The organism is Salinicola halophilus, assembly GCF_003206155.1.
GTDB lineage: Bacteria > Pseudomonadota > Gammaproteobacteria > Pseudomonadales > Halomonadaceae > Salinicola > Salinicola halophilus.
The window spans coordinates 1,234,463-1,255,383 of record NZ_PZJV01000001.1 but is presented as its reverse complement, the minus strand read 5'-3'; the positions used below and the strand labels follow the sequence as shown (position 1 = coordinate 1,255,383).

Genomic DNA, 20,921 nt, shown 5'->3' with positions numbered 1-20,921 from the left:
CAGAGGGTCAGGCGTCGGCGTCCTGGTCGTCCTCGGTAGGGCCGCGACGAGGTGCCTTCTGGGAGCGATCGCGCCGCTGCGTGGCGCGGTCGTTGGCGTCTCGCCGATCCTCCTGACCCTGGCGGTCGTCTTGGCGGTCATCGCGGTCATCCGACTGACGTGTAGCGTCGGCGCGCTCGCCATTCGCCGCGTCCCGATCGTCACTGTCGTCGCGTGATCCCGAGCGCTCGAAGCCCTCGGGGAAATAGAGCCGCGACGCCGGGATCGCCGGCTGGGCGTCGTGGTCGTAGATGATGTCGCGAATCTTGAGCAGGACGTCCTGCTTGATCTCGTGAAAGCGCTGCCAGTCGGTCTCGTGGGTGAAGGCGTAGATCATGATGTCCAGCGAGTACTGGCCGAAAGTCACGAAGTTGACCGTGATCAGTTCGTCCTGATCGATCTCCTCGTGACTGAGCAGCGCGCCGCGGATGTTCTGGACGACGCCCTCGATCTTGTCGGCATCCTCGTAGCGAATCCCTACGGTCTCCCAGAGGCGCCGGCTCACCATGCGCGTCGGCGTCTCCACCGAGATCTGGCTGAACCAGGCGTTGGGGATATAGAGCGGCGGGCCGGCGAAGGTCCGCACCGTGGTCAGGCGCCAGCCGATGTCTTCGACGATGCCCTCGATCTGCCGCTCGGGCGAGCGAACCCAGTCGCCGACGACGAAGGGTTTGTCCAGATGGACGACCATGCCGCCGAAGAAGTTGGCCATGACGTCGCGGGCGGCAAAGCCGATGACCAGTCCGCCGAAGCCGCCCATGGCGAGAATGCTCGACATCGACACGCCGAGCACCTGCAGCCCGATCAGCGTCAGGGTGACCAGCAGCACGGCGCCGACGATCTTGGTCAGCGCCGAGGCCGAGGTCTTGTCGACCGGTTGGGCGTGACAGTGCGCCGGGGGAAACGTCAGACGCTGCTCGAGTCGGCGAAAGAGGCGCAGCCCGCCCCAGGCGACGAGCAAGAGTGTCGTCAACGCGCCGATCTTGTAGAGGGCGGCCGTGAGCTGACCGATGCCGAAATGGGCGCCCAGGGTGCCGATGGCGACGAACAGCGCGGTCAGCCAGACCCACCAGCGCAGCGGCAGGCGCAGCCCATGGATGATCGGATCGTCCCAGCGCCGGGGCGAGCGCTGCAGGCGGCGGTCGAGTCGGCCGAGAGTGAAGTACAGGACGAGATCGAGAATGGCCGCGAAGATCAGCACCGATAGCGGCAGCAGAATCCAGCCTGGCACGTCGAGCCATTCGCCGAAACGCGCCTGGAGAGAGGTAAAGAACTGAGTCGCGCTGTCGGGCGTTTCCATGGATCTGACCGAATGATGAAGAGGATGACCGTAACCGAGCCGGTTTCGAGAACGCCGTCAGCCTAGCCCGCGCACGCGGCGCCTGCCACTTCGCCGCCGGGATCGTCGTGGTGCCGGCATCCGGGCGTGCGATACCGCGGCTTGTCGGAGCGGGGTTCAGTGACCGGCGTTACGCATGACAGCAGCGCTTGGCCTTCTTGCCGCTACCGCAGGGGCAGGGCGCGTTACGCGCGACCGCGGCAGCCGGTGGATCGATGACGCCGTCGAGATAGCGCCAGACACCGGCGCGACGCCGAAAGCGAGAGCGCTCGTGAAGAACGTCGAGCGGCGCTCCGGGGGCGAGGCGCGGGCGATGATAGGCCTTGAACTCGACCACCCCGCGGGTCGCTTCGGTTTGGGTGGCGATGATCTCGAGGCCCTCCCAGCGACAGTCGGTATCGTCCAGCGCCCGTGCGCTCAGCGCCGGGCGGCTCTCCCGCTCCCACGTATCGAGGAGATAGTGACCGAGCCCACCGAGGGCGAAGGCACTGTAGCGCGAGCGCATCAGGCGCTCGGGGGAGTCGGCAGCCGCTTCGCCACGATGAAGCGGTCGGCAGCATCGGGCATAGGGTTGTCCCGTACCGCAGGGGCATGGGTCGCTCGGGGAACGCGCGGCAGGCGAGGAAATATCGGCAGGGTCGGTCACTGTCATTTGTCTCGAAATGTTACGGCAACGCTGAACTCGACAGCGGCTTGTGATACAAAGCGCCTCTTGGGTTCCCGTATCAGCCACGCGACGTGTCGATCGACTATCTATGTTTCTGGACGAGTTTCATTCTACCGATGCGGATCGGGTTTGCATCACGGCCGAGCAGGCCAGTCGCTTCGCGCGGGAAATCGCGGGAGATTTCAACCCGATCCACGATCCCTGCGCGCGGCGCTTCTGCGTGCCCGGCGATCTCCTGTTCGCGTTGGTGCTCGCGCGCTACGGCCTCTCCCAGCGCATGACGTTTCATTTCTGCGGCATGGTCGGTGACAGCGTCACGCTGTGCTTCGTCGAGGATGGCGAGGGCACGGTGGACGTGGTCGATGAGGCCGGCAAGCGCTATCTGAGCGTGCGCCGCGAGGGCTGGACCATCCGCGACCCGGCAACCGTCGAGACCTTCACGCGACGCTACGTGGCCTTTTCGGGACGCAATTTTCCCCACTACCTCAAGCCGCTGCTGGAAGAGAAAGGCGTCATGTTCAATCCGCAGCGCCCCTTGGTGATCTACGACAGCATGGGCTTCAGCCTCGAAGATCACGATCCCTGCGATCTGGATCTCGCCTTCGCCGGCGCCACGCTCGGGGTGAAGGGCAAACGCGGCGAGGCGCATCTGGAGTTCGAGATGCGCTGTCACGGCAAGGCCGTGGGTATCGGCTCCAAGAAACTGGTCATCAGCGGCCTGCAGGAATACGACGCCGAAAAGATGGACACGTTCGTCACCGACTTCGTCAAGCTCCAGTCCACCAGCCCCTGCTCGGCGTGAGTGATTCACGAAAGGGGCGCCGCCGTCTCTTTCGCGAGTGGGTCGCCAGGGATTCCCATCCAGCGGATCGCCCATGAACGCATCGCGGATGAAAGAGTCGGTCACGCCGTTTCAGTTCTTCGTCCTCGCGCTCTCCTTCTACGTCCTCGGGGCGCTGGTCGCCGATACGTTCTTCTCGCTCCCGCAAGAAATCACCCGCCTGCTCGGCTACATGGACTATGTGGTCTGCGCCGTCTTCTTCGTCGATTTCTGCCAACGCTTCTACCGCGCGCCGAACAAGTGGCGCTACATGCGCTGGGGCTGGCTCGACCTGCTCGCCTGCATTCCCGCCGGCTGGTTCCAGGCCGCGCGGCTGGCTCGCGTGGTTCAGGTGCTGCGGGTACTGCGGGCGCTGCGCTCGCTCGAGCTGATCTGGCAGCTCTTGTTTCGCAATCGCGCGGAGGGCGTTCTCGCCTCGGCGGCGACGGCGACCGTCCTGTTGGTGATCTTCGGTGCGCTGACCGTGCTGATGGTCGAGACGCCCAACCCCGATAGCCCGATCAATACGGCGGAAGAAGCGCTCTGGTGGGCGATCGTCACGGTCACGACGGTGGGCTACGGCGACTACTACCCGATCACCACGCTCGGTCGGGTGGTCGCCGTGCTGCTGATGGTCTGCGGCGTCGGTCTTTTCGGTAGCTTCGCGGCCTACGTCGGTTCGCTGTTCGTCGAGGATCAAAGCGAATCCGACTCGCGCCAGCACAAGGCCAATCGGCGAATGATGCGGCACATGATCGAGCAGGTCAGCGAGCTCCAGCAGGAGATCGAAGCGCTGCGCGAGGAGCTGAGAACCTATCGGGAAGAGCGACATCGCGACACGGGAGAATCCACCGACGACGATCGACCCTGACCATCGCGGCGATTGCGAAATCGCATTGCGGAGAAAATATAAGGAGACTAATATAATTGCATCGCGTGGCGGTCGCCGCCGCGCCGGTTGAAACTCGAGTCGTCATCGATTCTCAGCCGTTGTTCGTATCGTTGATGCATCTCCTAGGTAACACCCCGCCTCGCCCGCGCATCCCCCCTCTTGCGCGGGCTTTTTTTGTCTGCTCGTCGGGTTGGCGCTCGGGCGTCGCGTTTTCGACTTTCAGTTCCCGATCACGACATCACTCGCACCTCGTCGACATCGGCGTACACCACGACCGGCGTCTTCGTCGCCATCAGAAAGCGCGCGCCGCGATTCAGGGTATCGACGTTCATGCTCAGCCCGTCGCAATCGACGCGGTAGCGGACGATGCTGCCCAGTAGCTGCCGAGCGACGATCCTGCCGGGGCAGCCCGGGCCGGGGTTCGGCGGCAGCGATGACGAGGGCTCGTCGGCGACGAGATAGAGCGCTTCGGGGCGTACCGCGAAGCGCCGGCCTTGCGTGTCGTGGCCGAGCAGCCGAGTGGCCTGTTCGGCGTCGAACGTGTTGTAGGCGCCGACGAAGCTCGCCACGGCTTCGCTGGCGGGGCGGGTATAGAGCGATTCGGCGTCGCCGTGCTGCAGGATCCGACCCTCACCCATCAGAAAGATGCGATCGGACAGCATCATCGCCTCCTCCTGATCGTGGGTGACGAACAGTGTCGTCAGCGACAGTGTCTGCTGGATGGATCGCAGCTGCTCGCGTAGATGCTGGCGTATCTTGGCATCGAGCGCTGAGAGAGGTTCGTCCATCAGCAGAATGCGCGGCCGGGTGATCAGCGCCCGTGCCAGCGCCACGCGCTGACGCTGCCCGCCGGAGAGCTGGTGCGGGAAGCGGCGGGCGTGCGCTTGCAGATCCACCAGCGTGAGCGCCTGATCGATGCGTTCACGTCGCTCGGCCTGGTTGACGCGTCGCATGCGTAGCCCGAAGCCGACGTTGTCGGCCACGCTCATATTGGGAAAGAGCGCGTAGTGCTGGAACACCATGCCGATATCCCGTCGCTGCGGCGGCAGGTGTGTGATCGTCTCTCCCGCGACCGCGATGTCCCCCGCATCCAGCGAGCTGAGCCCGGCGATCGTGCGCAGTAGCGTCGACTTGCCACAGCCCGATGGGCCGAGCAGCGTGACGAACTCGCCGCGGTCGATATCGGCGTCGATGGCCTGGAGCACCGGCGTCTCGCCGAAGGACTTCTGCACGCCGCGCAGTCGCAGATAGGCGGCGCTAGCCGTTGCCGCGGCGCGCCCCGTTTCTGCAGCGCGCCCCGTTTTGGCGGCGGGGGCGGCCGTGGCCGACGAAGATCTCATGATGCGCGCTCCTCAGGGGCGACGATCTCGCTCTTGCCGTTGCCCAGCCAGGTGAGAATCAGGATGAAAGTGAACAGGGTGATGACCAGTGCGCTGGTGAAATGCCCGCTCTCGCGGCGGACGTTGAAGAGATAGATCTGCAGCGTCTCGAAGCGCGTACCCACCAGCAGGTTGGCGAAGACGAATTCGCCGATCAGAAACGACAGCGACAGAAAGATCGCGATACGGATTCCCAGCCGGAGGTTGGGCAAGATCACGCGCAGGAACGCGACCAGGGGACTGGCGCCGAGGAGCTGCGCGGCTTCCATCAGTTCGGCGGCGTCGATGCCGCGCAGGCTGTTGATCAGCGAGCGGTAGACGAAGGGCAGCGCGATCGAGACGTAGGTGAAGATCAGGATCCATGGCGTGCCCACCAGCGGCAGCGGGCCGCCGGCGTAGAGCTGGAGCAGTCCCACCGAGGTCACCACCGGCGGTACCGCGAACGGTGTCAGTACCAGTACGTTCATCCAGCGCGCCAACCCGGTGAAGCGAGTATGGGCGAGAAACGCCACCGGCAGGATCAGCACCAGCGACAGGGCCAGCGACGCGACGACGACGACGAGCGAGCGGCCGAACGCCGCGAGAAAACGCGGCGTCTGCCAGAGCCGCTGCAGCCACTCGAGGGTGAGACCGTCAGGCAGCAGCGTGGCGCCCCAGCGGGTGGAAACCGCATAGAGAAGGGTCGCCGCCAACGGCAGCGCCAGCGACACGAAAACCGGTACGAGAATCCACCAGTGCAGCGCCAGCCCGTCGCGCCGTCGACGTTCGATGTCTACCCGCATGTCGACCTCCCGCGCGTCAGTCGCTGCTGGGTGAGCGTCATCAGCGTCAGCAGAGCGACGGTGACCAGTGACAGCGCGCTGGCCAGCTGCGGCTGCAGGAAGAGGTCTCCGGAGACCAGGTTGGCGATGCGGATCGTCAGCAGGTTGTAGTTGTTGCCGACCAGCGCGAAGACCGTCGCGTAGGTGCCGATGGCATTGGCGAGCAGGATCGTCAGCGTGCCCATCAGGCTCGGCCAGAGCACCGGCAGGCCGATATGGCGCCAGTAGTCGAGACGTCCGGCCCCCAGCAGGCTCGCCGCCTCGCGCCACTCCCGACGCAGCCCGGCGAAGGCGGGTAGCAGCAGCAGAATGCCGAGGGGCACCTGGAACCAGGTGTAGATGATCATCAGCCCGCCACGCGAGTATAGGTTGAAGGTATCGACCAGCCCCAGGCGTTCGAGCGCCAGTGTCAGGGTGCCGTTGGCGCCGAGCAGAATGATGAAGGCGAACGCCAGCGGCACGCCGGCGAAATTGCTCGTCATGTTGGTGAAGGCGATCAGCACGCGGCGGATACGGCCGCCGGCGCGGGTAAGGCCGTAGCAGGCGAGGGTGGCGACGATCAGGCCGGCCGCGCTCGATACCAGGGCGATCTCGAGGCTGCGTCCGATCGCCTGGCGGTAGAAGGGCGAGGTGGCGATTTCGCGAAAGTGGTCGAGTCCCCAGCCATCGTCGACGCGAAACGCCCCCAGCGCCACATAGCCGAGCGGGGCGAGCTGGAAGCCCCCGAAGATCAGCGCGAAGGGGAGCAGCCAGGCGAGCGCCAGCGGCGGTCGTGAACGCCACATCACGTGGCAGCGCCCGCCGCGAGGAGCGCATGTGCCACCGGTTTGGTGTGCTCGAGCCCCATCAGCGTTGCCAGCGTGCCGCAGATTTCGGTCTGCTCGATACCGGTCACGCTCTGCTCGACGAAGGCGCTGCCCAGCGTCCAGAGCGGTACGCGGCGCTCCTCGACGAGCTTGCCCGAATGCGAGCGGTCGTCGTTCATGCCGTGATCGGCGGTCACCAGAATCTGGTAACCCGCGGCCATCCAGAGCGGCAGATAGTCGGCGAGGGCGATATCGGCCTGGCGGGCAGCGTTGCGATAGCCTGCGGAGTCCGCGCCATAGCGATGGCCGGCGTCATCGATGTTCATGCTATGGACGAGCATGAAGTCCGGCTCGTGAAGCTGGCGCAGCGCTTCGGCGTCGCTGAAGAGATGATCGTCCGGGTAGTGGTCGCGCCAGTAGAAAAGCCCCGCCTGAATGGCGGCGTCGCGATCCTGTCGCAGACGGTGCCTGACGCGGTCGAAGGGCGCCTCGACGTAGAGTTCGCTCACCCAGTGGTAGGCGGCGGCAGCCGTGCGGCGGCCCTGGGCCACGGCCAGGTCGAACAGGCTGGTTCCGGTGGAGCGGCGTACCACGTCGTTATTGACCACGCCGGAGTCCACCGGGCGGTCACCGGTGAGCAGGCATTCGTAGAGCGGTCGCGACATCGCCGGCAGTTCGCACTCCAGCGTGTGATAGGTGGCGCGGTCGGCCTCGCAGAGGGCGTGAAGATAGCCCATGGCGTGCTGGGCAACGGCGTGATTGAGGCCGTCGAGAACGACCAGGATGGTCCTTTCGGACATGAGAGTGACTCCTGCCGCCCCGGCTGGGGCGGCGTGGGCGATAAAACGGTGTGCCGAAACGGGCCGAGAAGTGCCGATTTCGGCGGCCAAGCGGCTCAGCGCTGATGCATCAGCACTTCGGACTGCCAGAGCTGCGGCAGCCGGTGGGCACTCGCTTCCCAAGCGTCGAAGTCCTCGATGGGACGAGCGTTGGCGTATTCGCTGTCCGGCAGCAGCTTGGCGGCGATGCTGTCGTCGAACGTCAGGTACTCGGCGCGAATGGGGCGCGCATACCCCTTGGCGAGATTCGCCTGCCCTTCGTCGGAGAGAATGTACTCACGCGCCAGCTTGGCGGCGTTGGGGTGTTGGGCGTGCTTGTTGATGATCGTCGAGTAGCCGGAGATCACCGAGGCGTCCGACGGTATGACCACCTCGAAGCGCTCGGGGTCGATCTGATCGCGGTAGTTCAGCGCGTTGAAGTCCCATAGCAGCCCGACCTCGACCTCGCCCTTCTCGAAGGCCGCGATGTTGGGGTCGGCCAGGGAGAGGCGTCCCTGTTTGGCCAACTCCGCGAATAGCTCGAGGCCCGGCTGGAGGTCGCTCTCGTTACCGCCGCGGGCGTAAGCGGCGGCGAGTACGGCGCTGTTGTTCTGCGCGCCTTGGCCGACAGGACCTACCGCCACGTTGTAGTCGCCCTCGAGCAGGTCGGAGAAGGCGTGCGGGCGCGCCTCCTCGGCCACGAGATCCGTGTTGATCATCATCGCGATGGTGCCGGTATAGGCGAGCATCCAGTGGCCGTCGGCGTCCTTGGCCCAGTCGGGAATCTGGTCCCAGGTGGTCGGCTTGTAGGGCTGGGTGACGCCCTGCTGAACAGCGATCGGCCCGAACGCGATACCGACATCGCCGATGTCCGCGCTGGCGTTCTCGCCCTCCGCCTTGAACTTGGCGATCTCCTCGGCCGAGCTCATGTCGGTGTCGCTGTGTTCCAGGCCGTAGCCTTGCTGCAGATCCGCCCAGGTATCTTTCCAGTTGGCCCAGCTGTCGGGCATGCCGACGCTGTCGACGCGCCCTTCCTGCTGCGCGGCGTCGATGAGCGACTGCTGATCGGAGGTGTCGGCCGCGACCGGGCCGGCGGCGAGGCAGAGGCCGAGCAGAGCGGCCGACGAGAGCGAGGCGAGAGGATGGCGGGGCGATGGCACGGCGGGCACTCCTGATACGGTAAGTGGCAAACCACGGGCACCGGCTGGTCTAGTCCAGCAGGGTGGGGACGAGGTTAGGCTCACCGTATGACGCGCCGGTGTCACTTGCGTGGCTAATCGGTGAACGTGGCGGACCCGAGTTGACTCGAGCGGCTGGCTTGGCAGTGCGTGTCATGCGCGCGACATACTCGCCGGCTAGCGTGGTTCGCTGATTCTGATCTAGACCAAAGGGCGTCGCGTATGGACCCGACCGGCAGCACCGAAGCCATGAGCGCGCCGCCGTCGCGGGTCTCTCAGCTACGCCAGGCGCTGGTCGAGCGCATCGAGAGGCTGCGCGCCGGCGGCGTGGCGAAGCTGCCCGCCGAGCGCCAACTGATGCAGGCGCTCGTCACCACGCGCATTACGCTGCGCGAAGCGCTGGGCCAGCTGGAGAGCGAGGGGCTGGTCTACCGCGAGAGCCGCCGGGGGTGGTTCATCGCGCCACCTCGGCTGCGCTATGACCTGCTGGCGGGGCTCTCGTTTCACGAAATGGTGGAGTCACAGCAGCGCCGCGCCACCACCGAGCTTCGTTTCGCCGACCGCATCGTTGCGCCGACCGTGATCGCGCGCCGACTGGGGCTCGAGGACGGCGCGCCGGTGTTTCGTCTCGTTCGGGTCCGCGCGATCGACGGACGTCGAGTGCTCTACGTCGAGCATCATCTGCGCCCCGATCGTTTCCCCGACGTTCTCAGCCATGATCTCGAAGCGCACTCGCTCACCGCGCTCTACCGGCGTGAATACGCCATGCGGATTGCCGAGGTGGCGTTCGAGATCGGCTCCACGGTCTTCGGCGGCCCGGCCGGGGAGGCGCTGAATGCCGCCCCGGGGACGCCGGCGCAACGCATCGTTCGGATCAATCGCGATCAGAACGGGCGCGTCGTCGACTGCGACGAGGAGTACTGGCGCCACGACGCCATCGAGCTGACGCTGAACGCCGTGCCCAAGGGGCGTTGAAGCGTCGGCGTGTCGTGGGTGGCAGACGCGTTGCGCGCCGAAATGTCACTGGGCCGTGGATGCCGGGCCGGTTAGACTGCGCGGCTTTCCCTACGTCAGGACGAACGCATGAGCCAGCTTCCTCCCTGCCCGCAGTGTGGCGGTGAATTCACCTATCAGGACATGAGTCTCTTCGTCTGCCCGGAGTGCGCCCACGAGTGGTCGTCCGAGGCGGTGTCTCCCGTCGAGGAGGAGGCCAACACCGTCACCGACGCCAACGGCACGCCGCTCGTCGACGGCGACAGCGTCACGGTGATCAAGGATCTCAAGATCAAGGGCACGTCTCAGGTGGTGAAGGTCGGCACCAAGGTGAAGAGCATTCGATTGGTCGAGGGGGATCACGACATCGACTGCAAGATCGACGGCGTCGGTCCGATGAAACTCAAGTCCGAGTTCGTCAAGAAGGCCTGAACCCTTGGCCGATGGCTTCCGGACTCTGTCGCCGGCCCAGGTGTAAGTGCAATATCGGCAAGGGGCGCCCCTGGCCGTCGGTCTCGGAGCGACTCACGCACTCGAAACCCAGGCGGCGATAGAATTCGACGGCACGTGTGTTCTGCTCGTTGACGTCGACCCGCTCGATGCCGTGGGTGGCGATGGCGTGGCCGACCAGCGCGCGGCCGATGCCCAGCCCCTGGCAGCGCGGTGCGATGAACAGCATCTCGAGCCGGGTGCCCTCGACACCGTAAAAGCCGGTGGCAGCGCCCGCGTCATCGAGGTGGACGACCAGCGCGAGTGTCGGCAGGTAGGCGCTGGCGATCAGTGGCTTCAGCACCGCGATGTCGTAGGTTTCCAGAAAGTGATGCGACGAGCGCGTCGCGGCCTCCCAGATCTGGGTGAGCCGGGGGTAGTCCGATCGATCGGCGCGACGAAATGCCATGCGAAGCTCTGCAGTGATAAGAGGAGAGGCCGGGCCCGTTCGAGAACGAATGACTTACCGCGCTCGTCTCTTCGTCAGGGTAACAGCCACCTCCAGGGAAGCCGCCACATGTCGGAGTGGACCTTATCGCGGCTAACGCCGGATTCGTCTCATCTCGAGACGCTTGCCGGTTTGACGCACGCCGAATGGGGCTATCTCTATCCCGAAGAGAGCCTGACGCAGTGGACCGACCACATGCGGGCCAGCTGCGGCAGCGGCGGTGTCCCTTCGGTCTTCGTCGCGACCGTACGGGATGCGGGAGGCGAGCGGGTGGTGGGGACGGCGAGCCTGCTGTCGGCGGATCTGCCGACTCGCCCGGCACTGTCGCCGTGGCTGGCATCGGTCCTGGTACTACCGGGCTGGCGGGGGCGGGGTATCGCCTCGGCGTTGATCGACCGCGTCCATCGGGAGGCCGAGGCGCACGCCGTCACGCGATGCTATCTGTATACGCCGGATCAGCAGGCGCTTTATGCCCGGCTGGGCTGGCGGTCGCAGGAGACGCTCACCTATCGCAACGCGGTCGTCACCGTGATGACCCGCGATATGAGCGCCCCGGGTTTCGACGCAACGACGCTCATTTGAGTCAGCGCTTTTCGCGGACCTCGTATTCGCCGTCGAGTACGCGCTGCGAGTGGGGCGCTTCGTGCGTGTCGGCGCTGCCGCCGGCATAGCTCGCCTGCGAAGCGCGCATCTGCTCGGCCCGCTTTTTCATCCGATGGCGCAGGAAGGGCAGCATCGCCCAGCCCACCACCAGGAAGAACAGTCCCAGCAGCGTGCCGAGGATCAGCACGGCCCCGAACAGCAGCCAGGTGAAGACGAGGCGGAGTCCGCTCATCTGGCGGTGGGGACGCGTCTGGTTGACCCGTTCTCGCCATCGCTCGGCGGCTTGCCAGGCGGCATTGTGGTGACGGTTGTCGGTCATGACTTCTCTCCCTGACGGTAGCGTCGTCGATGCCGAGGCTGGCTCGGCGTCGTCGGTACGCGGACATTCAGCTTAGACCGCACGGCAGGTCACTGTCGCGCGGGACGTCTGGCGGTGAAAGGGGGATGGCTGCTCGATTCAGTGGTTGGTGAGCGCATCGCGATGAATGTCGACGTTCAGCTCGTCGCCGGCGGCATCGTAACCCTCGATCTCGACGTGACCGTCGCTATCGACCTCGAGTTCGTCGAGATGTTCGAGCCCGCGGCTGCGGGCGGTGTCGAGGGCGGCCGTGAGCTCGTCGCCGGTCAGGCTCCAGTCCGGGAGCGTCGACTTGCGCTGGCTTTCGCGCATCAGCGTACCGTCTTCGAGCGTCATGCTCACGTCGAGTTTCCAGCCGTCTTCTCGCCAGCCCTCGACCTCGAGTTCGCCGTCGTCGGCATCGACCTCGAGCTTCTCGTAGCGGGTGAAACCGTATTCCGACGACTGGCTGAGCAGCGAGGCCAGATCTTGGGCGGAAAGCGTAATGTCGTTGGCCATGGCGCCGGCGCTCAGGCCGCTGCCGAGCGCGACGGCGGGTAGCATCCAGAGACGGTATTTCATGGGGTGACTCCTGACCGATGAACAACACGAGTGCCGCCCGTTATACTCGCGACGACCTTGCCTGGAACTGACAGCACGCTTCATGTGAGGTTCATGTCGGCCCGAGTCGGCATGTCGGTCCCCGCTGGGGTAGCGGCGCCGGGCTATTCATTCACGGTTAATGGCGTTTGCGCCAGACTCGCGACATGAAACGCTCTCGATTTCTTCCTCCCGCTCTGGTGGCGCTCGGCCTGACGCTATCGTGTGTCAACGCCACGACGACGGCGAGCGCCGACGGGACGCACTGGCGCGACCTGCACCACGAGGTCAAGTCGGGCAATCTCGTGGGGCTCAACGAGATCATGGACTGGCTCGAGGCGCGCTACGCAGGCCAGATCCTCGAGGTCGAGCTGGAGCAGGACGCTGGCGACGGCCGCATCGAGTACGAAGTCGAGATGATCGGTCCCCAGGGCCAGGTGGTGGCGTTCGAGTTCGACGCGAGGACCGGCGAGCTATTGAGTATCGAGGGTGTGAACATTCAGTCGATGCGCAAACCCGCACCCAGCGCCGACTAGCGCCGTCGGGGCGGCTCGTCTCGCTTCTCTCACTCTCGTAGCGTGCGAGTGCGAGGCCGTGCTGCGTGGAAGCCGGGCGGTGCGAAGCCGGGCAGTCAAAAAGGAAGAGGTCGATGAAAATCCTGCTGATCGAGGACGACGCGGCACTCGCCCAGGCGCTGATGGAGGCGCTCAAGGAGGCGGGGTTGCTGGTGGAAGCGACCGCGACCGGCGGCGAAGCGGACTTTCTGGTACGTACCGAGCGCTACGACGCGGTGATTCTCGATCTGGGGCTGCCCGATGGCGACGGCACGCGCTGGCTTTCGCAGTGGCGTGAGGATGGGATCGACCTGCCGGTACTGGTGCTGACCGCCCGCGAGCGTTGGTCCGACAAGGCCGCGGGCTTCTCCGCCGGCGCCGATGACTACGTGGTCAAACCCTTCGAGACCGCCGAGATCCTGTTCCGGCTGAAAGCGCTGGTACGCCGTAGCCACGGGCACGCCCATCCGGTGATTCGGGTCGGCGAACTCAGCCTCGACACCCACGCGGGCAGCGTCACCCTCGCCGGGCGGCCGATCACGCTGACCGCGCAGGAGTCGCGTCTACTCTCCTACTTGATGCACGCCTCACCGCGCATCGTCGGTCGCGCCGAACTGGCCGAACACGTCTACAACCGCGACCACGAACCGGACTCCAACGTCATCGACGTCCAGATCAGCCGGCTGCGACGCAAGTTCGGCCGCGCACGCATCGAGACACTGCGCGGGCTCGGCTATCGGCTCGTCGATCTCGAGGCCCAGTCTTGAGTCGGGCCCGTCTATCGAACCGTCTGAAGACCCGCCTCACGCTCGCCCCGCTCGGCGTTCGGCTGCTGCTGGCGGCGCTGATGCTCGTCATCATTCTGCTGCCGCTGGCCGGTGCCGGGCTCACCTGGACCTTTCGTCAATCGGCGACCGCTTCCTTCGATAGCCGGCTGGAGTCACAGCTCAACGCGCTGCTGGCGGGAATCCAGATCGATCATGCCGCGCAGCAGCTCAAGCTCAACCGTTCACTGGGCGACGCCCGCTTCGAACGCGCCTACTCCGGCTGGTACTGGCAGGTCTCCGACGGCGATGCTCTCACGCTGACCTCGCGCTCGCTCTGGGACCAGCGTCTGCCGCTCGTTTCGGGCGACGACGGTATCAACGTCTATGCCGTCGAGGGACCGCGCGATCAGTCGCTGCGGATGATCGAGCGCGATATCCGGTTGCCCAATCTGTCGCACGTCATTCGGGTGTCGCTGGCGGGTTCCACCCGGGAGCTCGATCGCGAGATCGCCCGCTTCGAACGGCTGCTGGTGCTCTCGCTCGCTTCCTTTGCCGTGCTGCTGCTGGCCGGTATGGCGCTGCAGATGCGCTGGGGGCTGGCGCCGCTGCGACGCATGTCGGCGAATCTGCAGGCGGTCGAGGAGGGCGAGGCCGAGCGTCTCGAGACCGAACTGCCCGTCGAACTCAAGGAGCTGGCGCTGGCGATGAACAGCGTGCTCGAGCGCGACCGGCGGCTGATCGAGCGCGGCCGCGCGGCGGCCGGTAACCTCGCCCACGCGTTGAAGACGCCGGTGAGTGTTCTCAAGACCCAGGCGGAGCGCTTTCCACCGGCACAGCGCGAGCCCGTCAACGTCGAACTCACGCGAATCGACGCCGCCGTGCGACATCATCTGGCGCGCGCCTCGGCGGCCGGCGGCGTGGCCTTCTCGGGGCGGGTCGCCATCGACCGAGCGATCGCCCCGGTGGTTCAGGGGCTGACGCGACTCGCCGAGCGTCGTGGTCTGCGCTTTACCGCCGAGATCGATCCGCGAGCGACGGCTCGGGTCGATCCGCAGGATCTCCAGGAGCTGACCGGCAATCTGCTCGAGAATGCCCTGCGCTGGGCAAAAGGGCGCGTCACGCTGGGGGTTCACCGCGTCGAGGGAGGGGTACGGCTGCGCATCGAGGACGATGGGCCGGGAATGACACCGGCGCAAAGCGAGGCGGCATTGGCCCGCGGGGCGCGACTGGACGCCGGCGGCGCGGGTTCGGGGCTCGGGCTCGCCATCGTCGAGGATCTGATGGCGCTTTACGGGGGCCGGCTCGCCCTCGAGCAGGCCAGTATCGGCGGGCTGGCGGCGGACGTCTGGCTGCCGGCGTCACCGGTCTCCCCTCAGGGACCCGGCTAGCCTGCTAGCCGGCGCGAAGCTCGCCGCGAACGACGGTGCGAAAGCCGCGCCGGGCCGGGGAGTCGATCGCCGACAGCGCCAGCTGCAGCACCTGCTGCGCGATCTCCATCAGGTCGTGGCGGATGCAGGGGATATTCAGGCCGAACACTTCGCTGTATTCGATATCGTCGACGCTGAAGATCTCCACGTTGCGCTGCGGTGTCACGCCGTGCTCATGGCAGAGCTTGAGAATCGCCAGCGTGATCTGATTGTTGGCACCGACGATGCCCTGGGGCCAGTCGTGCGACTCCAGATGAGCCCGCAGTGCGCGATAGGCCGGTTCGAAGCTGAAGTCGCTGTAGACGACGTCCAGAGTCACATCGTGGCTGCCGAGTGCCTCTCGCAGACCCGACATGCGGCCGATGGAGACCATCGAGTCGGCGGGGCCCGAGACCGCCAGCAGCCGCTTGATACCGCGCTCGAGCATGTAGCGTCCGGCCCGGTAGCCGCAGTCCAGATTGTCGATATAGACCCCACCGCTGTGCGGCGCCTTGAGCTCGCGGTCGACCAGCACCACGGGAATGCCCGCCTGCGCGAGCCGATCCAGATACGCCGGGTGATAGTCGATGTCCGAAGAGATCACCGACAGGATCACGGCATCCACCGAGAACTCGATCAGTTTCTCGATCGCCTCTGCTTCCAGCGTCTCCGACTCGTAGGAGTCGAACGCCAGTACCGAATAGCCGTGTGCGCGTGCCGCCAGCGTGATCTCTCGCGTCAGCCGGCCGAAGAACGGATTGCCCATGTTGGGATTGACCAGACCCAGCGTGCGAGTCGCAGCGGGCCGTGAGAGCTGCGAAGCTGGGGCGTAATGGAGCTCACGGGCGACGCGCAGAACCTGCTCTCGGGTGTCCGCGCGCACCTTCTCCGGGGCGCTGAACGTTCGCGATACCGTAATCTTACTAACACCGGCTTGCCTGGCGATGTCTTCGAGCGTGGTGCGAGCCATTCACGCCGTCTCCTTGGTGACCGACCGGGGATTCTGAACGACTGCTGGCCGAACGCAATGTCTCGGCGAGCGAGCGATTTGATGCGAAGCTAATGATCGCCCCTTTTCATTATCTATCATTTGATGTCATTGGAAAGTCCTGAAAAACGCGTACTTGCGTCATACCTAAGTCTAAAAAGCGTCTTTATACCTTGGTATTAAAACCTTTAAGTGTCTGTTTTGTAATAAAAAAACGTAATAAAACAAACTTGATAACGGCGTTGTTATCTTTATGATCTATCAGTGACGTCGGTCGGCGGCGATGTACCACCATGCGCTTTGCCTCATGGCGCTTTTGGGGTGTCGAGACATCGGGCGAGCGACGTATTCGGAACGGGTTCGGACGCTATGTAGGCTGGGCGGGCATCGCGCCGCGACGTCACGATGCCGCGGCGGTCGCCGCCCGCCGCATCGATACGCGGTCTCGGCAAGACGCTCGAGCGAACGCCTTGGCGCAACGTTTCAGCCCGGCAGCGTCTCAGCACAGCAACGTCTCAGCACAACAACGGATGCCACGAGAGGAACGCCACAATGAGAACAGCCCTACTGGTCGCGGGACTCGGTGCTTGCTCCGCCGCGATGGCGCAGAGCACCGAGATTACCGTCGCCACCGTCAACAATCCGGACATGGCGACCATGCAGAGCATGATGTCGGCGTTCAACGAAGCGCATCCCGATATCCAGGTGAACTGGGTGACGCTGCCGGAGAACGAGCTGCGTCAGAAAGTGACCACCGATATCGCCAGTGGCGCGGGTCAGTACGACGTGGTGACGGTCAGCAACTACGAAACGCCGATCTGGGCGCAGAACGACTGGCTTGCGCCGCTCACCGAGCTGCCCGACGACTACGACGTCGACGATCTGCTGGCACCGGTGAGAGAAGGGCTCAGCGTTGACGGCGAGCTCTACGCGTTGCCGTTCTACGCGGAATCCTCGGTGACCTACTACCGCAAGGATCTGTTCGAAAAAGCGAACATCGAAATGGCGGAGAAGCCGACCTGGGATCAGGTGCGCGACTACGCCGAGGCGATTCATGCGCCTGGCGACGGCGTCTACGGTATCTGCCTGCGCGGATTGCCTGGCTGGGGCCAGAACATGGCGCTGTTCGGCACCATGGTCAACAGCTTCGGCGGGCGCTGGTTCGACATGGACTGGAACCCGCAGCTCGACAGCGAAGAGTGGAAGAACGCGGCCAACGCCTACGTCGAACTGCTCAACGAGTACGGTCCTCCGGGCGTGACGTCCAACGGTTTCACCGAGTCCGAGACGCTGTTCGCCAACGGTCAGTGCGGCATGTGGGTCGACTCGACCGTGGCCGCGAGCTACGTGAGCGATTCGGCAACCTCGAAAGTCGCCGATAGCGTTGGCTTCGCCCAGGCGCCCTACCAGACCACCGAGAAAGGCTCCAACTGGCTGTTCACCTGGGCGCTTGGCGTGCCGCAGTCTTCGCAGCATCAGGAAGCCGCCACGACCTTCATCGAGTGGGCGACGTCGCAGGACTACATCGAAGCGGTGGCCGACGAAAAGGGCTGGCTCTCGGTGCCCCCGGGCACGCGTCAGTCGACCTATGACAATGACGCCTACGTCGAGGCCGCGCCGTTCGCCCCGCTGGTCGAAGAGGCGATCAGCAGCGCCAGTCCCAACGACCCCAGCGCGCAGGAAGTGCCTTACACCGGCGTGCAGTTCGTCACCATCCCGCAGTTCCAGGCGATCGGTACCCGCATGGGTCAGCTGATGGCGGCGATGCTCTCCGGGCAGCAAAGCGTCGACGACGCGCTGAGCCAGGGCCAGGCGTTCACCGAGCGTCTCATGCAGCAGACCGGTAAGCCGGAGTAAAACGGCGATAGGCGCCCCTAGCCGGGGCGCCCATCCGCAACCGACGCCCGCACGCCATCGACCGGTCCTGCCGGTCGGTGGCGTCGCGGTGCGGTGAGACTCCCTGGCTGCACTCCTTGATCGACAGGAGCAGCCGACATTCGCGGAAACCGCCCATGAAAGCCACTTCCCCCACTGCATCGGCGGCGAGTGCCGAGGTATCCGGGGCGCGCTCGTTCGCGCGCACCACGCGTCTTCTGATGGCGCCAGCGGTGATCTTCCTGCTGATCTGGATGCTCGTGCCGCTGCTGATGACCATCTACTACTCGTTTCAGCAGTACAACCTGATGATGCCGATGTACAACGGCTTCGCGGGTTTCGGTAACTACGCCATTCTGTTCGGCGACCCCGTCTTCTGGCACTCGCTCGGCAATACGCTGATCATCGTGCTGGCGAGTCTCGCCATCACCGTCTCGCTCGGCATGCTGCTGGCGCTGCTCTTCAATCGCACCTTCGCCGGTCGCGGCATCGCCCGCACGCTCGCGGTGGCGCCATTTTTCGTCATGCCGGTGGTCACCGGCCTGATCTGGAAGAACATGCTGTTCCATCCGGTTTTCGGACTTTTCGCCTGGATCGCCCGTCAGCTGGGTTTCGAGCCGATCGTCTGGCTCGATCAGTACCCCATGATCTCGGTCATCATCACCATCACCTGGGAGTGGACGCCGTTCGCCCTGCTGGTACTGCTCACCGGACTGCAGTCGCTGCCGGAAGATCAGCTGGAAGCGGCGCGACTCGACGGCGCCGGCGCCTTGCAGGAATTTCGCCATATCGTGATTCCGCATCTGGGGCAGGTGCTCTACGTCGTGGTCATGCTCGAGAGCATCTTCTTTCTGACCTCGTTCGCCGAGATCTACACCACCACGAGCGGGGGGCCGGGCACGGCGACGACCAATCTGCCGTACTACATCTTCCAGACCGTCTTCCAGCAGTACGACATCGGTATTGCCTCCGCCGCAGCCATCGGTGCCGTCGTGCTCGCGAACATCTTCGCCATCATGCTGATCCGGTTCATCGCCGGAAACCTGAACGCGGGAGCCGCACGATGAACTCGAGCCGATTCTCCAATGTCGCCTTCGGCGTACTCGCCTGGGTCGTGGCGCTACTGATCTTCTTTCCCATCCTCTGGCTGCTGCTGACGGCGTTCAAGACCGAGCAGCAGGCGTTCAGCGTCAACCCGACGTTCTGGTTCACGCCGACGCTCGAGAGCTTCAAGACCGCGCTCGCCCAGGGCAGCGGCTACTGGCACTACGCCTGGAACTCGGCGCTGACCGCGGTGGCTTCGACGCTCGTCGGGCTGGCGCTGGCGGTGCCGGCGGCCTACGCGATGGCGTTCTACCCCAACAAACGCACCGATTTTCTGCTCGTGTGGATGGTGTCGACCAAGTTCATCCCCGCGGTGGGCGTGCTGATTCCGATGTTTCTGGTCTACAAGACGGTGGGCCTGCTGGATCACCCACTCGGGCTGACGCTGCTGTTCACCGCCATGAACCTGCCGATCATCATCTGGATGGTCTACTCGTACTTTCGCGACATTCCCAAGGACATCGTCGAGGCCGCCGACATCGACGGCGCCAGCATTCTGCAGACGCTGTTCAAGGTGGTGCTGCCGCTGGCGCTTCCCGGTCTCGCCTCTACCGGACTGCTGGCACTGATCCTGGCGTGGAACGAGTCGTTCTGGAGCATCACCATGAGCGATCACCGGGCGGCGACGCTCGCCGTCTACATCGCCTCTTTCAAGAGTGCCGAGGGGCTGTTCTGGGCCAAGATGTCCGCCGCCTCCGTGCTGGCGATCGCACCGATCATCGTGCTCGGCTGGTTCACCCAGCGTCAGATGGTTCGCGGGCTGACCTTCGGCGCCGTCAAGTGACCGGCGGCTGCGCGGGTCGAGAATTTCTTTCAGAGGGCTTTTGAGATGGCCATCGTCGAACTCAAGAACGTTGCCAAGCGCTACGGCAGCAGCGGTAACAACGCAGTCGACAACTTCAACCTGACTACCCGCGACGGCGAGTTCGTCGTCCTGGTCGGGCCGTCCGGCTGTGGCAAGTCCACCACCATGCGCATGATCGCCGGGCTCGAGCGCAACACCGGCGGCGAGATCCTCATCGGCGAGCGCGATGTGAGCGAGGTACCGCCGAAAGAGCGCGATATCGCCATGGTGTTCCAGAGCTACGCGCTCTACCCGCACATGAGCGTGGCCGAGAACATGGCCTTCAGCCTGAAGCTCAAGAAACGCCCGGCGGCGGAGATCAAGGCGAAGGTCGACGAGGCCGCGCAGACGCTGGGAATCGAGAAGCTGCTCGATCGCAAGCCCCGCGAACTCTCAGGCGGCCAGCGCCAGCGCGTGGCGCTCGGCCGGGCGATCGTACGCAGTCCCCAGGTCTTTCTGATGGACGAGCCGCTCTCGAATCTCGACGCCAAGCTGCGCGTCGATATGCGTGCCGAGATCGTCAAGCTGCACAAGCGGCTCAAGGTGACCACTTTCTATGTCACCCACGATCAGGTGGAAGCCATGACCATGGGCGAGCGCATCGTGGTGATGAAAGACGGCGAGATTCAGCAGACCGACACCCCGATCAACCTCTACGAACATCCCGCCAACCGCTTCGTCGCCGGCTTCATCGGCAATCCGTCGATGAACTTTCTGCGGGCACGTCATGCGAGCGGCTTACTCGAAGGCGAGGGCTTCCGACTGGCGCTCGACGAGCCGCACGCCAGGACGATGGCGTCTCGCGGCGGCGATGTCTGGGTCGGGGTGCGCCCGGAACACCTGACGGATGCCGCCGACGAGCGCTGTCACGTCACAGGCGAGGTCGAGGTGGTCGAGACACTGGGCGCGGTAACGGTGGTGCAGCTTCGCGTGGGCGAAAGCATCGTTACCGCGCAGCTCGCCGGTCATCGTCAGATCGCGGTGGGCGAGCGCCTGACCCTGGGCTGTCCCAGCGACAAGCTGCACCTGTTCGACGTCGAGACCGACGACGTCATCGCTCGTGGCAGCGTCTCCGCCATGGATGCCGTCACGACCTGAGCGTCGGCATCTCGCTACCCTGAATCGTGTGACCGAACCTCCATGTTTTCGTCCGC

Annotated in this window: 23 protein-coding genes; 12 read left to right on the top strand and 11 right to left on the bottom strand. The window is 65.0% G+C overall.

What is annotated here, in order from left to right:
- Positions 1–7: 7 nt before the first annotated feature.
- Positions 8–1,339, bottom strand: a complete 1,332-nt coding sequence (locus tag DOM33_RS05690) for a mechanosensitive ion channel domain-containing protein (RefSeq protein WP_110666604.1) — start codon at positions 1,337–1,339, stop codon at positions 8–10.
- 169 nt (positions 1,340–1,508) lie between these two features.
- A complete protein-coding gene (locus DOM33_RS05685; protein WP_110666602.1) occupies positions 1,509–2,030 on the bottom strand; it encodes a YchJ family protein in 522 nt (173 codons plus the stop codon).
- A 103-nt stretch (positions 2,031–2,133) separates the two neighbouring features.
- On the opposite strand from DOM33_RS05685, the gene DOM33_RS05680 reads away from it, so the two are divergent.
- Entirely contained in the window at positions 2,134–2,847 is a 714-nt protein-coding gene (locus DOM33_RS05680; protein ID WP_110666600.1) for a DUF3581 family protein, read from the top strand.
- Between the two features lie 73 nt (positions 2,848–2,920).
- Positions 2,921–3,736 carry an ion transporter gene (locus DOM33_RS05675; protein ID WP_275425792.1) on the top strand — a complete coding sequence of 272 codons (816 nt, stop codon included), beginning with the start codon at positions 2,921–2,923 and terminating at the stop codon, positions 3,734–3,736.
- 251 nt (positions 3,737–3,987) lie between these two features.
- Here DOM33_RS05675 and DOM33_RS05670 read toward each other — a convergent pair whose 3' ends face one another.
- The 5 genes from DOM33_RS05670 to DOM33_RS05650 all read right to left on the bottom strand — a co-directional run bounded on the left by DOM33_RS05670 (position 3,988) and on the right by DOM33_RS05650 (position 8,741).
- Complete coding sequence (locus DOM33_RS05670; RefSeq protein ID WP_110666598.1) at positions 3,988–5,097, bottom strand: ABC transporter ATP-binding protein; 1,110 nt, start codon at positions 5,095–5,097, stop codon at positions 3,988–3,990.
- The gene (locus tag DOM33_RS05665) at positions 5,094–5,918 is read right to left on the bottom strand and encodes an ABC transporter permease (protein ID WP_110666595.1); all 825 of its coding nucleotides are present in this window, start codon (positions 5,916–5,918) and stop codon (positions 5,094–5,096) included. The genes DOM33_RS05670 and DOM33_RS05665 overlap by 4 nt, the downstream gene beginning before the upstream one ends.
- Complete coding sequence (locus tag DOM33_RS05660) at positions 5,909–6,742, bottom strand: ABC transporter permease (RefSeq protein WP_110666593.1); 834 nt, start codon at positions 6,740–6,742, stop codon at positions 5,909–5,911. Before DOM33_RS05660 ends, DOM33_RS05665 begins: the two co-directional genes overlap by 10 nt.
- Positions 6,742–7,563, bottom strand: a complete 822-nt coding sequence (locus DOM33_RS05655; protein WP_110666591.1) for an alkaline phosphatase family protein — start codon at positions 7,561–7,563, stop codon at positions 6,742–6,744. The genes DOM33_RS05660 and DOM33_RS05655 overlap by 1 nt, the downstream gene beginning before the upstream one ends.
- A 95-nt stretch (positions 7,564–7,658) precedes the next feature.
- Positions 7,659–8,741: an ABC transporter substrate-binding protein gene (locus tag DOM33_RS05650; RefSeq protein WP_110666589.1), complete on the bottom strand. Its 1,083-nt coding sequence runs from the start codon at positions 8,739–8,741 to the stop codon at positions 7,659–7,661.
- A 240-nt stretch (positions 8,742–8,981) separates the two neighbouring features.
- Here DOM33_RS05650 and DOM33_RS05645 point away from each other — a divergent pair, with 240 nt between their 5' ends.
- Entirely contained in the window at positions 8,982–9,734 is a 753-nt protein-coding gene (locus DOM33_RS05645; RefSeq protein WP_204352611.1) for a UTRA domain-containing protein, read from the top strand.
- A 108-nt stretch (positions 9,735–9,842) separates the two neighbouring features.
- A complete protein-coding gene (locus DOM33_RS05640) occupies positions 9,843–10,184 on the top strand; it encodes a zinc ribbon domain-containing protein YjdM (protein ID WP_110666587.1) in 342 nt (113 codons plus the stop codon).
- Here DOM33_RS05640 and DOM33_RS05635 read toward each other — a convergent pair.
- A complete protein-coding gene (locus DOM33_RS05635) occupies positions 10,171–10,650 on the bottom strand; it encodes a GNAT family N-acetyltransferase (RefSeq protein WP_110666585.1) in 480 nt (159 codons plus the stop codon). The two genes, DOM33_RS05640 and DOM33_RS05635, sit on opposite strands and share 14 nt — an antisense overlap.
- Before the next feature lie 108 nt (positions 10,651–10,758).
- Here DOM33_RS05635 and DOM33_RS05630 point away from each other — a divergent pair, with 108 nt between their 5' ends.
- On the top strand, positions 10,759–11,271 hold the full coding sequence (locus DOM33_RS05630) for a GNAT family N-acetyltransferase (protein WP_110666583.1): 513 nt from the start codon (positions 10,759–10,761) through the stop codon (positions 11,269–11,271).
- Between the two features lies 1 nt (position 11,272).
- Here the strand turns inward: DOM33_RS05630 and DOM33_RS05625 are convergent, their stop codons facing one another.
- Complete coding sequence (locus tag DOM33_RS05625) at positions 11,273–11,611, bottom strand: hypothetical protein (protein WP_110666581.1); 339 nt, start codon at positions 11,609–11,611, stop codon at positions 11,273–11,275.
- 138 nt (positions 11,612–11,749) lie between these two features.
- Positions 11,750–12,211, bottom strand: coding sequence for a hypothetical protein (locus DOM33_RS05620; RefSeq protein WP_110666580.1), 462 nt, complete (start codon positions 12,209–12,211; stop codon positions 11,750–11,752).
- 185 nt (positions 12,212–12,396) lie between these two features.
- On the opposite strand from DOM33_RS05620, the gene DOM33_RS05615 reads away from it, so the two are divergent.
- From DOM33_RS05615 to DOM33_RS05605, 3 genes are all read left to right on the top strand, one after another.
- Positions 12,397–12,765 carry a PepSY domain-containing protein gene (locus tag DOM33_RS05615; protein ID WP_110666578.1) on the top strand — a complete coding sequence of 123 codons (369 nt, stop codon included), beginning with the start codon at positions 12,397–12,399 and terminating at the stop codon, positions 12,763–12,765.
- 113 nt (positions 12,766–12,878) lie between these two features.
- Positions 12,879–13,550, top strand: a complete 672-nt coding sequence (locus DOM33_RS05610) for a response regulator (RefSeq protein ID WP_110666576.1) — start codon at positions 12,879–12,881, stop codon at positions 13,548–13,550.
- On the top strand, positions 13,547–14,938 hold the full coding sequence (locus DOM33_RS05605) for an ATP-binding protein (RefSeq protein ID WP_239495271.1): 1,392 nt from the start codon (positions 13,547–13,549) through the stop codon (positions 14,936–14,938). The genes DOM33_RS05610 and DOM33_RS05605 overlap by 4 nt, the downstream gene beginning before the upstream one ends.
- 4 nt (positions 14,939–14,942) lie before the next feature.
- Here the strand turns inward: DOM33_RS05605 and DOM33_RS05600 are convergent, their stop codons facing one another.
- Positions 14,943–15,926: a LacI family DNA-binding transcriptional regulator gene (locus tag DOM33_RS05600; protein WP_110666575.1), complete on the bottom strand. Its 984-nt coding sequence runs from the start codon at positions 15,924–15,926 to the stop codon at positions 14,943–14,945.
- Positions 15,927–16,496: 570 nt separating this feature from the next.
- Between DOM33_RS05600 and DOM33_RS05595 the strand changes: the two genes are divergently transcribed.
- From DOM33_RS05595 to DOM33_RS05580, 4 genes are all read left to right on the top strand, one after another.
- The gene (locus DOM33_RS05595) at positions 16,497–17,801 is read left to right on the top strand and encodes an ABC transporter substrate-binding protein (protein ID WP_110666573.1); all 1,305 of its coding nucleotides are present in this window, start codon (positions 16,497–16,499) and stop codon (positions 17,799–17,801) included.
- 155 nt (positions 17,802–17,956) lie between these two features.
- A complete protein-coding gene (locus DOM33_RS05590; RefSeq protein WP_204352610.1) occupies positions 17,957–18,886 on the top strand; it encodes a carbohydrate ABC transporter permease in 930 nt (309 codons plus the stop codon).
- A complete protein-coding gene (locus DOM33_RS05585; RefSeq protein ID WP_110666571.1) occupies positions 18,883–19,707 on the top strand; it encodes a carbohydrate ABC transporter permease in 825 nt (274 codons plus the stop codon). Before DOM33_RS05590 ends, DOM33_RS05585 begins: the two co-directional genes overlap by 4 nt.
- A 45-nt stretch (positions 19,708–19,752) precedes the next feature.
- Positions 19,753–20,865, top strand: coding sequence for an ABC transporter ATP-binding protein (locus tag DOM33_RS05580; protein ID WP_110666569.1), 1,113 nt, complete (start codon positions 19,753–19,755; stop codon positions 20,863–20,865).
- Positions 20,866–20,921 lie beyond the last annotated feature (56 nt).

What these genes read in the sequence shown, in the direction of transcription:
- DOM33_RS05620 (WP_110666580.1), bottom strand. Translation starts at nt 12,211, where the DNA reads ATGAAATACCGTCTCTGGATGCTACCCGCCGTCGCGCTCGGCAGCGGC.
- DOM33_RS05690 (WP_110666604.1), bottom strand. Translation starts at nt 1,339, where the DNA reads ATGGAAACGCCCGACAGCGCGACTCAGTTCTTTACCTCTCTCCAGGCG.
- DOM33_RS05595 (WP_110666573.1), top strand. Translation starts at nt 16,497, where the DNA reads ATGAGAACAGCCCTACTGGTCGCGGGACTCGGTGCTTGCTCCGCCGCG.
- DOM33_RS05660 (WP_110666593.1), bottom strand. Translation starts at nt 6,742, where the DNA reads ATGTGGCGTTCACGACCGCCGCTGGCGCTCGCCTGGCTGCTCCCCTTC.
- DOM33_RS05600 (WP_110666575.1), bottom strand. Translation starts at nt 15,926, where the DNA reads ATGGCTCGCACCACGCTCGAAGACATCGCCAGGCAAGCCGGTGTTAGT.
- DOM33_RS05685 (WP_110666602.1), bottom strand. Translation starts at nt 2,030, where the DNA reads ATGACAGTGACCGACCCTGCCGATATTTCCTCGCCTGCCGCGCGTTCC.
- DOM33_RS05640 (WP_110666587.1), top strand. Translation starts at nt 9,843, where the DNA reads ATGAGCCAGCTTCCTCCCTGCCCGCAGTGTGGCGGTGAATTCACCTAT.
- DOM33_RS05630 (WP_110666583.1), top strand. Translation starts at nt 10,759, where the DNA reads ATGTCGGAGTGGACCTTATCGCGGCTAACGCCGGATTCGTCTCATCTC.
- DOM33_RS05655 (WP_110666591.1), bottom strand. Translation starts at nt 7,563, where the DNA reads ATGTCCGAAAGGACCATCCTGGTCGTTCTCGACGGCCTCAATCACGCC.
- DOM33_RS05610 (WP_110666576.1), top strand. Translation starts at nt 12,879, where the DNA reads ATGAAAATCCTGCTGATCGAGGACGACGCGGCACTCGCCCAGGCGCTG.
- DOM33_RS05635 (WP_110666585.1), bottom strand. Translation starts at nt 10,650, where the DNA reads ATGGCATTTCGTCGCGCCGATCGATCGGACTACCCCCGGCTCACCCAG.
- DOM33_RS05615 (WP_110666578.1), top strand. Translation starts at nt 12,397, where the DNA reads ATGAAACGCTCTCGATTTCTTCCTCCCGCTCTGGTGGCGCTCGGCCTG.
- DOM33_RS05645 (WP_204352611.1), top strand. Translation starts at nt 8,982, where the DNA reads ATGGACCCGACCGGCAGCACCGAAGCCATGAGCGCGCCGCCGTCGCGG.
- DOM33_RS05590 (WP_204352610.1), top strand. Translation starts at nt 17,957, where the DNA reads ATGAAAGCCACTTCCCCCACTGCATCGGCGGCGAGTGCCGAGGTATCC.
- DOM33_RS05675 (WP_275425792.1), top strand. Translation starts at nt 2,921, where the DNA reads ATGAACGCATCGCGGATGAAAGAGTCGGTCACGCCGTTTCAGTTCTTC.
- DOM33_RS05585 (WP_110666571.1), top strand. Translation starts at nt 18,883, where the DNA reads ATGAACTCGAGCCGATTCTCCAATGTCGCCTTCGGCGTACTCGCCTGG.
- DOM33_RS05580 (WP_110666569.1), top strand. Translation starts at nt 19,753, where the DNA reads ATGGCCATCGTCGAACTCAAGAACGTTGCCAAGCGCTACGGCAGCAGC.
- DOM33_RS05670 (WP_110666598.1), bottom strand. Translation starts at nt 5,097, where the DNA reads ATGAGATCTTCGTCGGCCACGGCCGCCCCCGCCGCCAAAACGGGGCGC.
- DOM33_RS05680 (WP_110666600.1), top strand. Translation starts at nt 2,134, where the DNA reads ATGTTTCTGGACGAGTTTCATTCTACCGATGCGGATCGGGTTTGCATC.
- DOM33_RS05665 (WP_110666595.1), bottom strand. Translation starts at nt 5,918, where the DNA reads ATGCGGGTAGACATCGAACGTCGACGGCGCGACGGGCTGGCGCTGCAC.
- DOM33_RS05625 (WP_110666581.1), bottom strand. Translation starts at nt 11,611, where the DNA reads ATGACCGACAACCGTCACCACAATGCCGCCTGGCAAGCCGCCGAGCGA.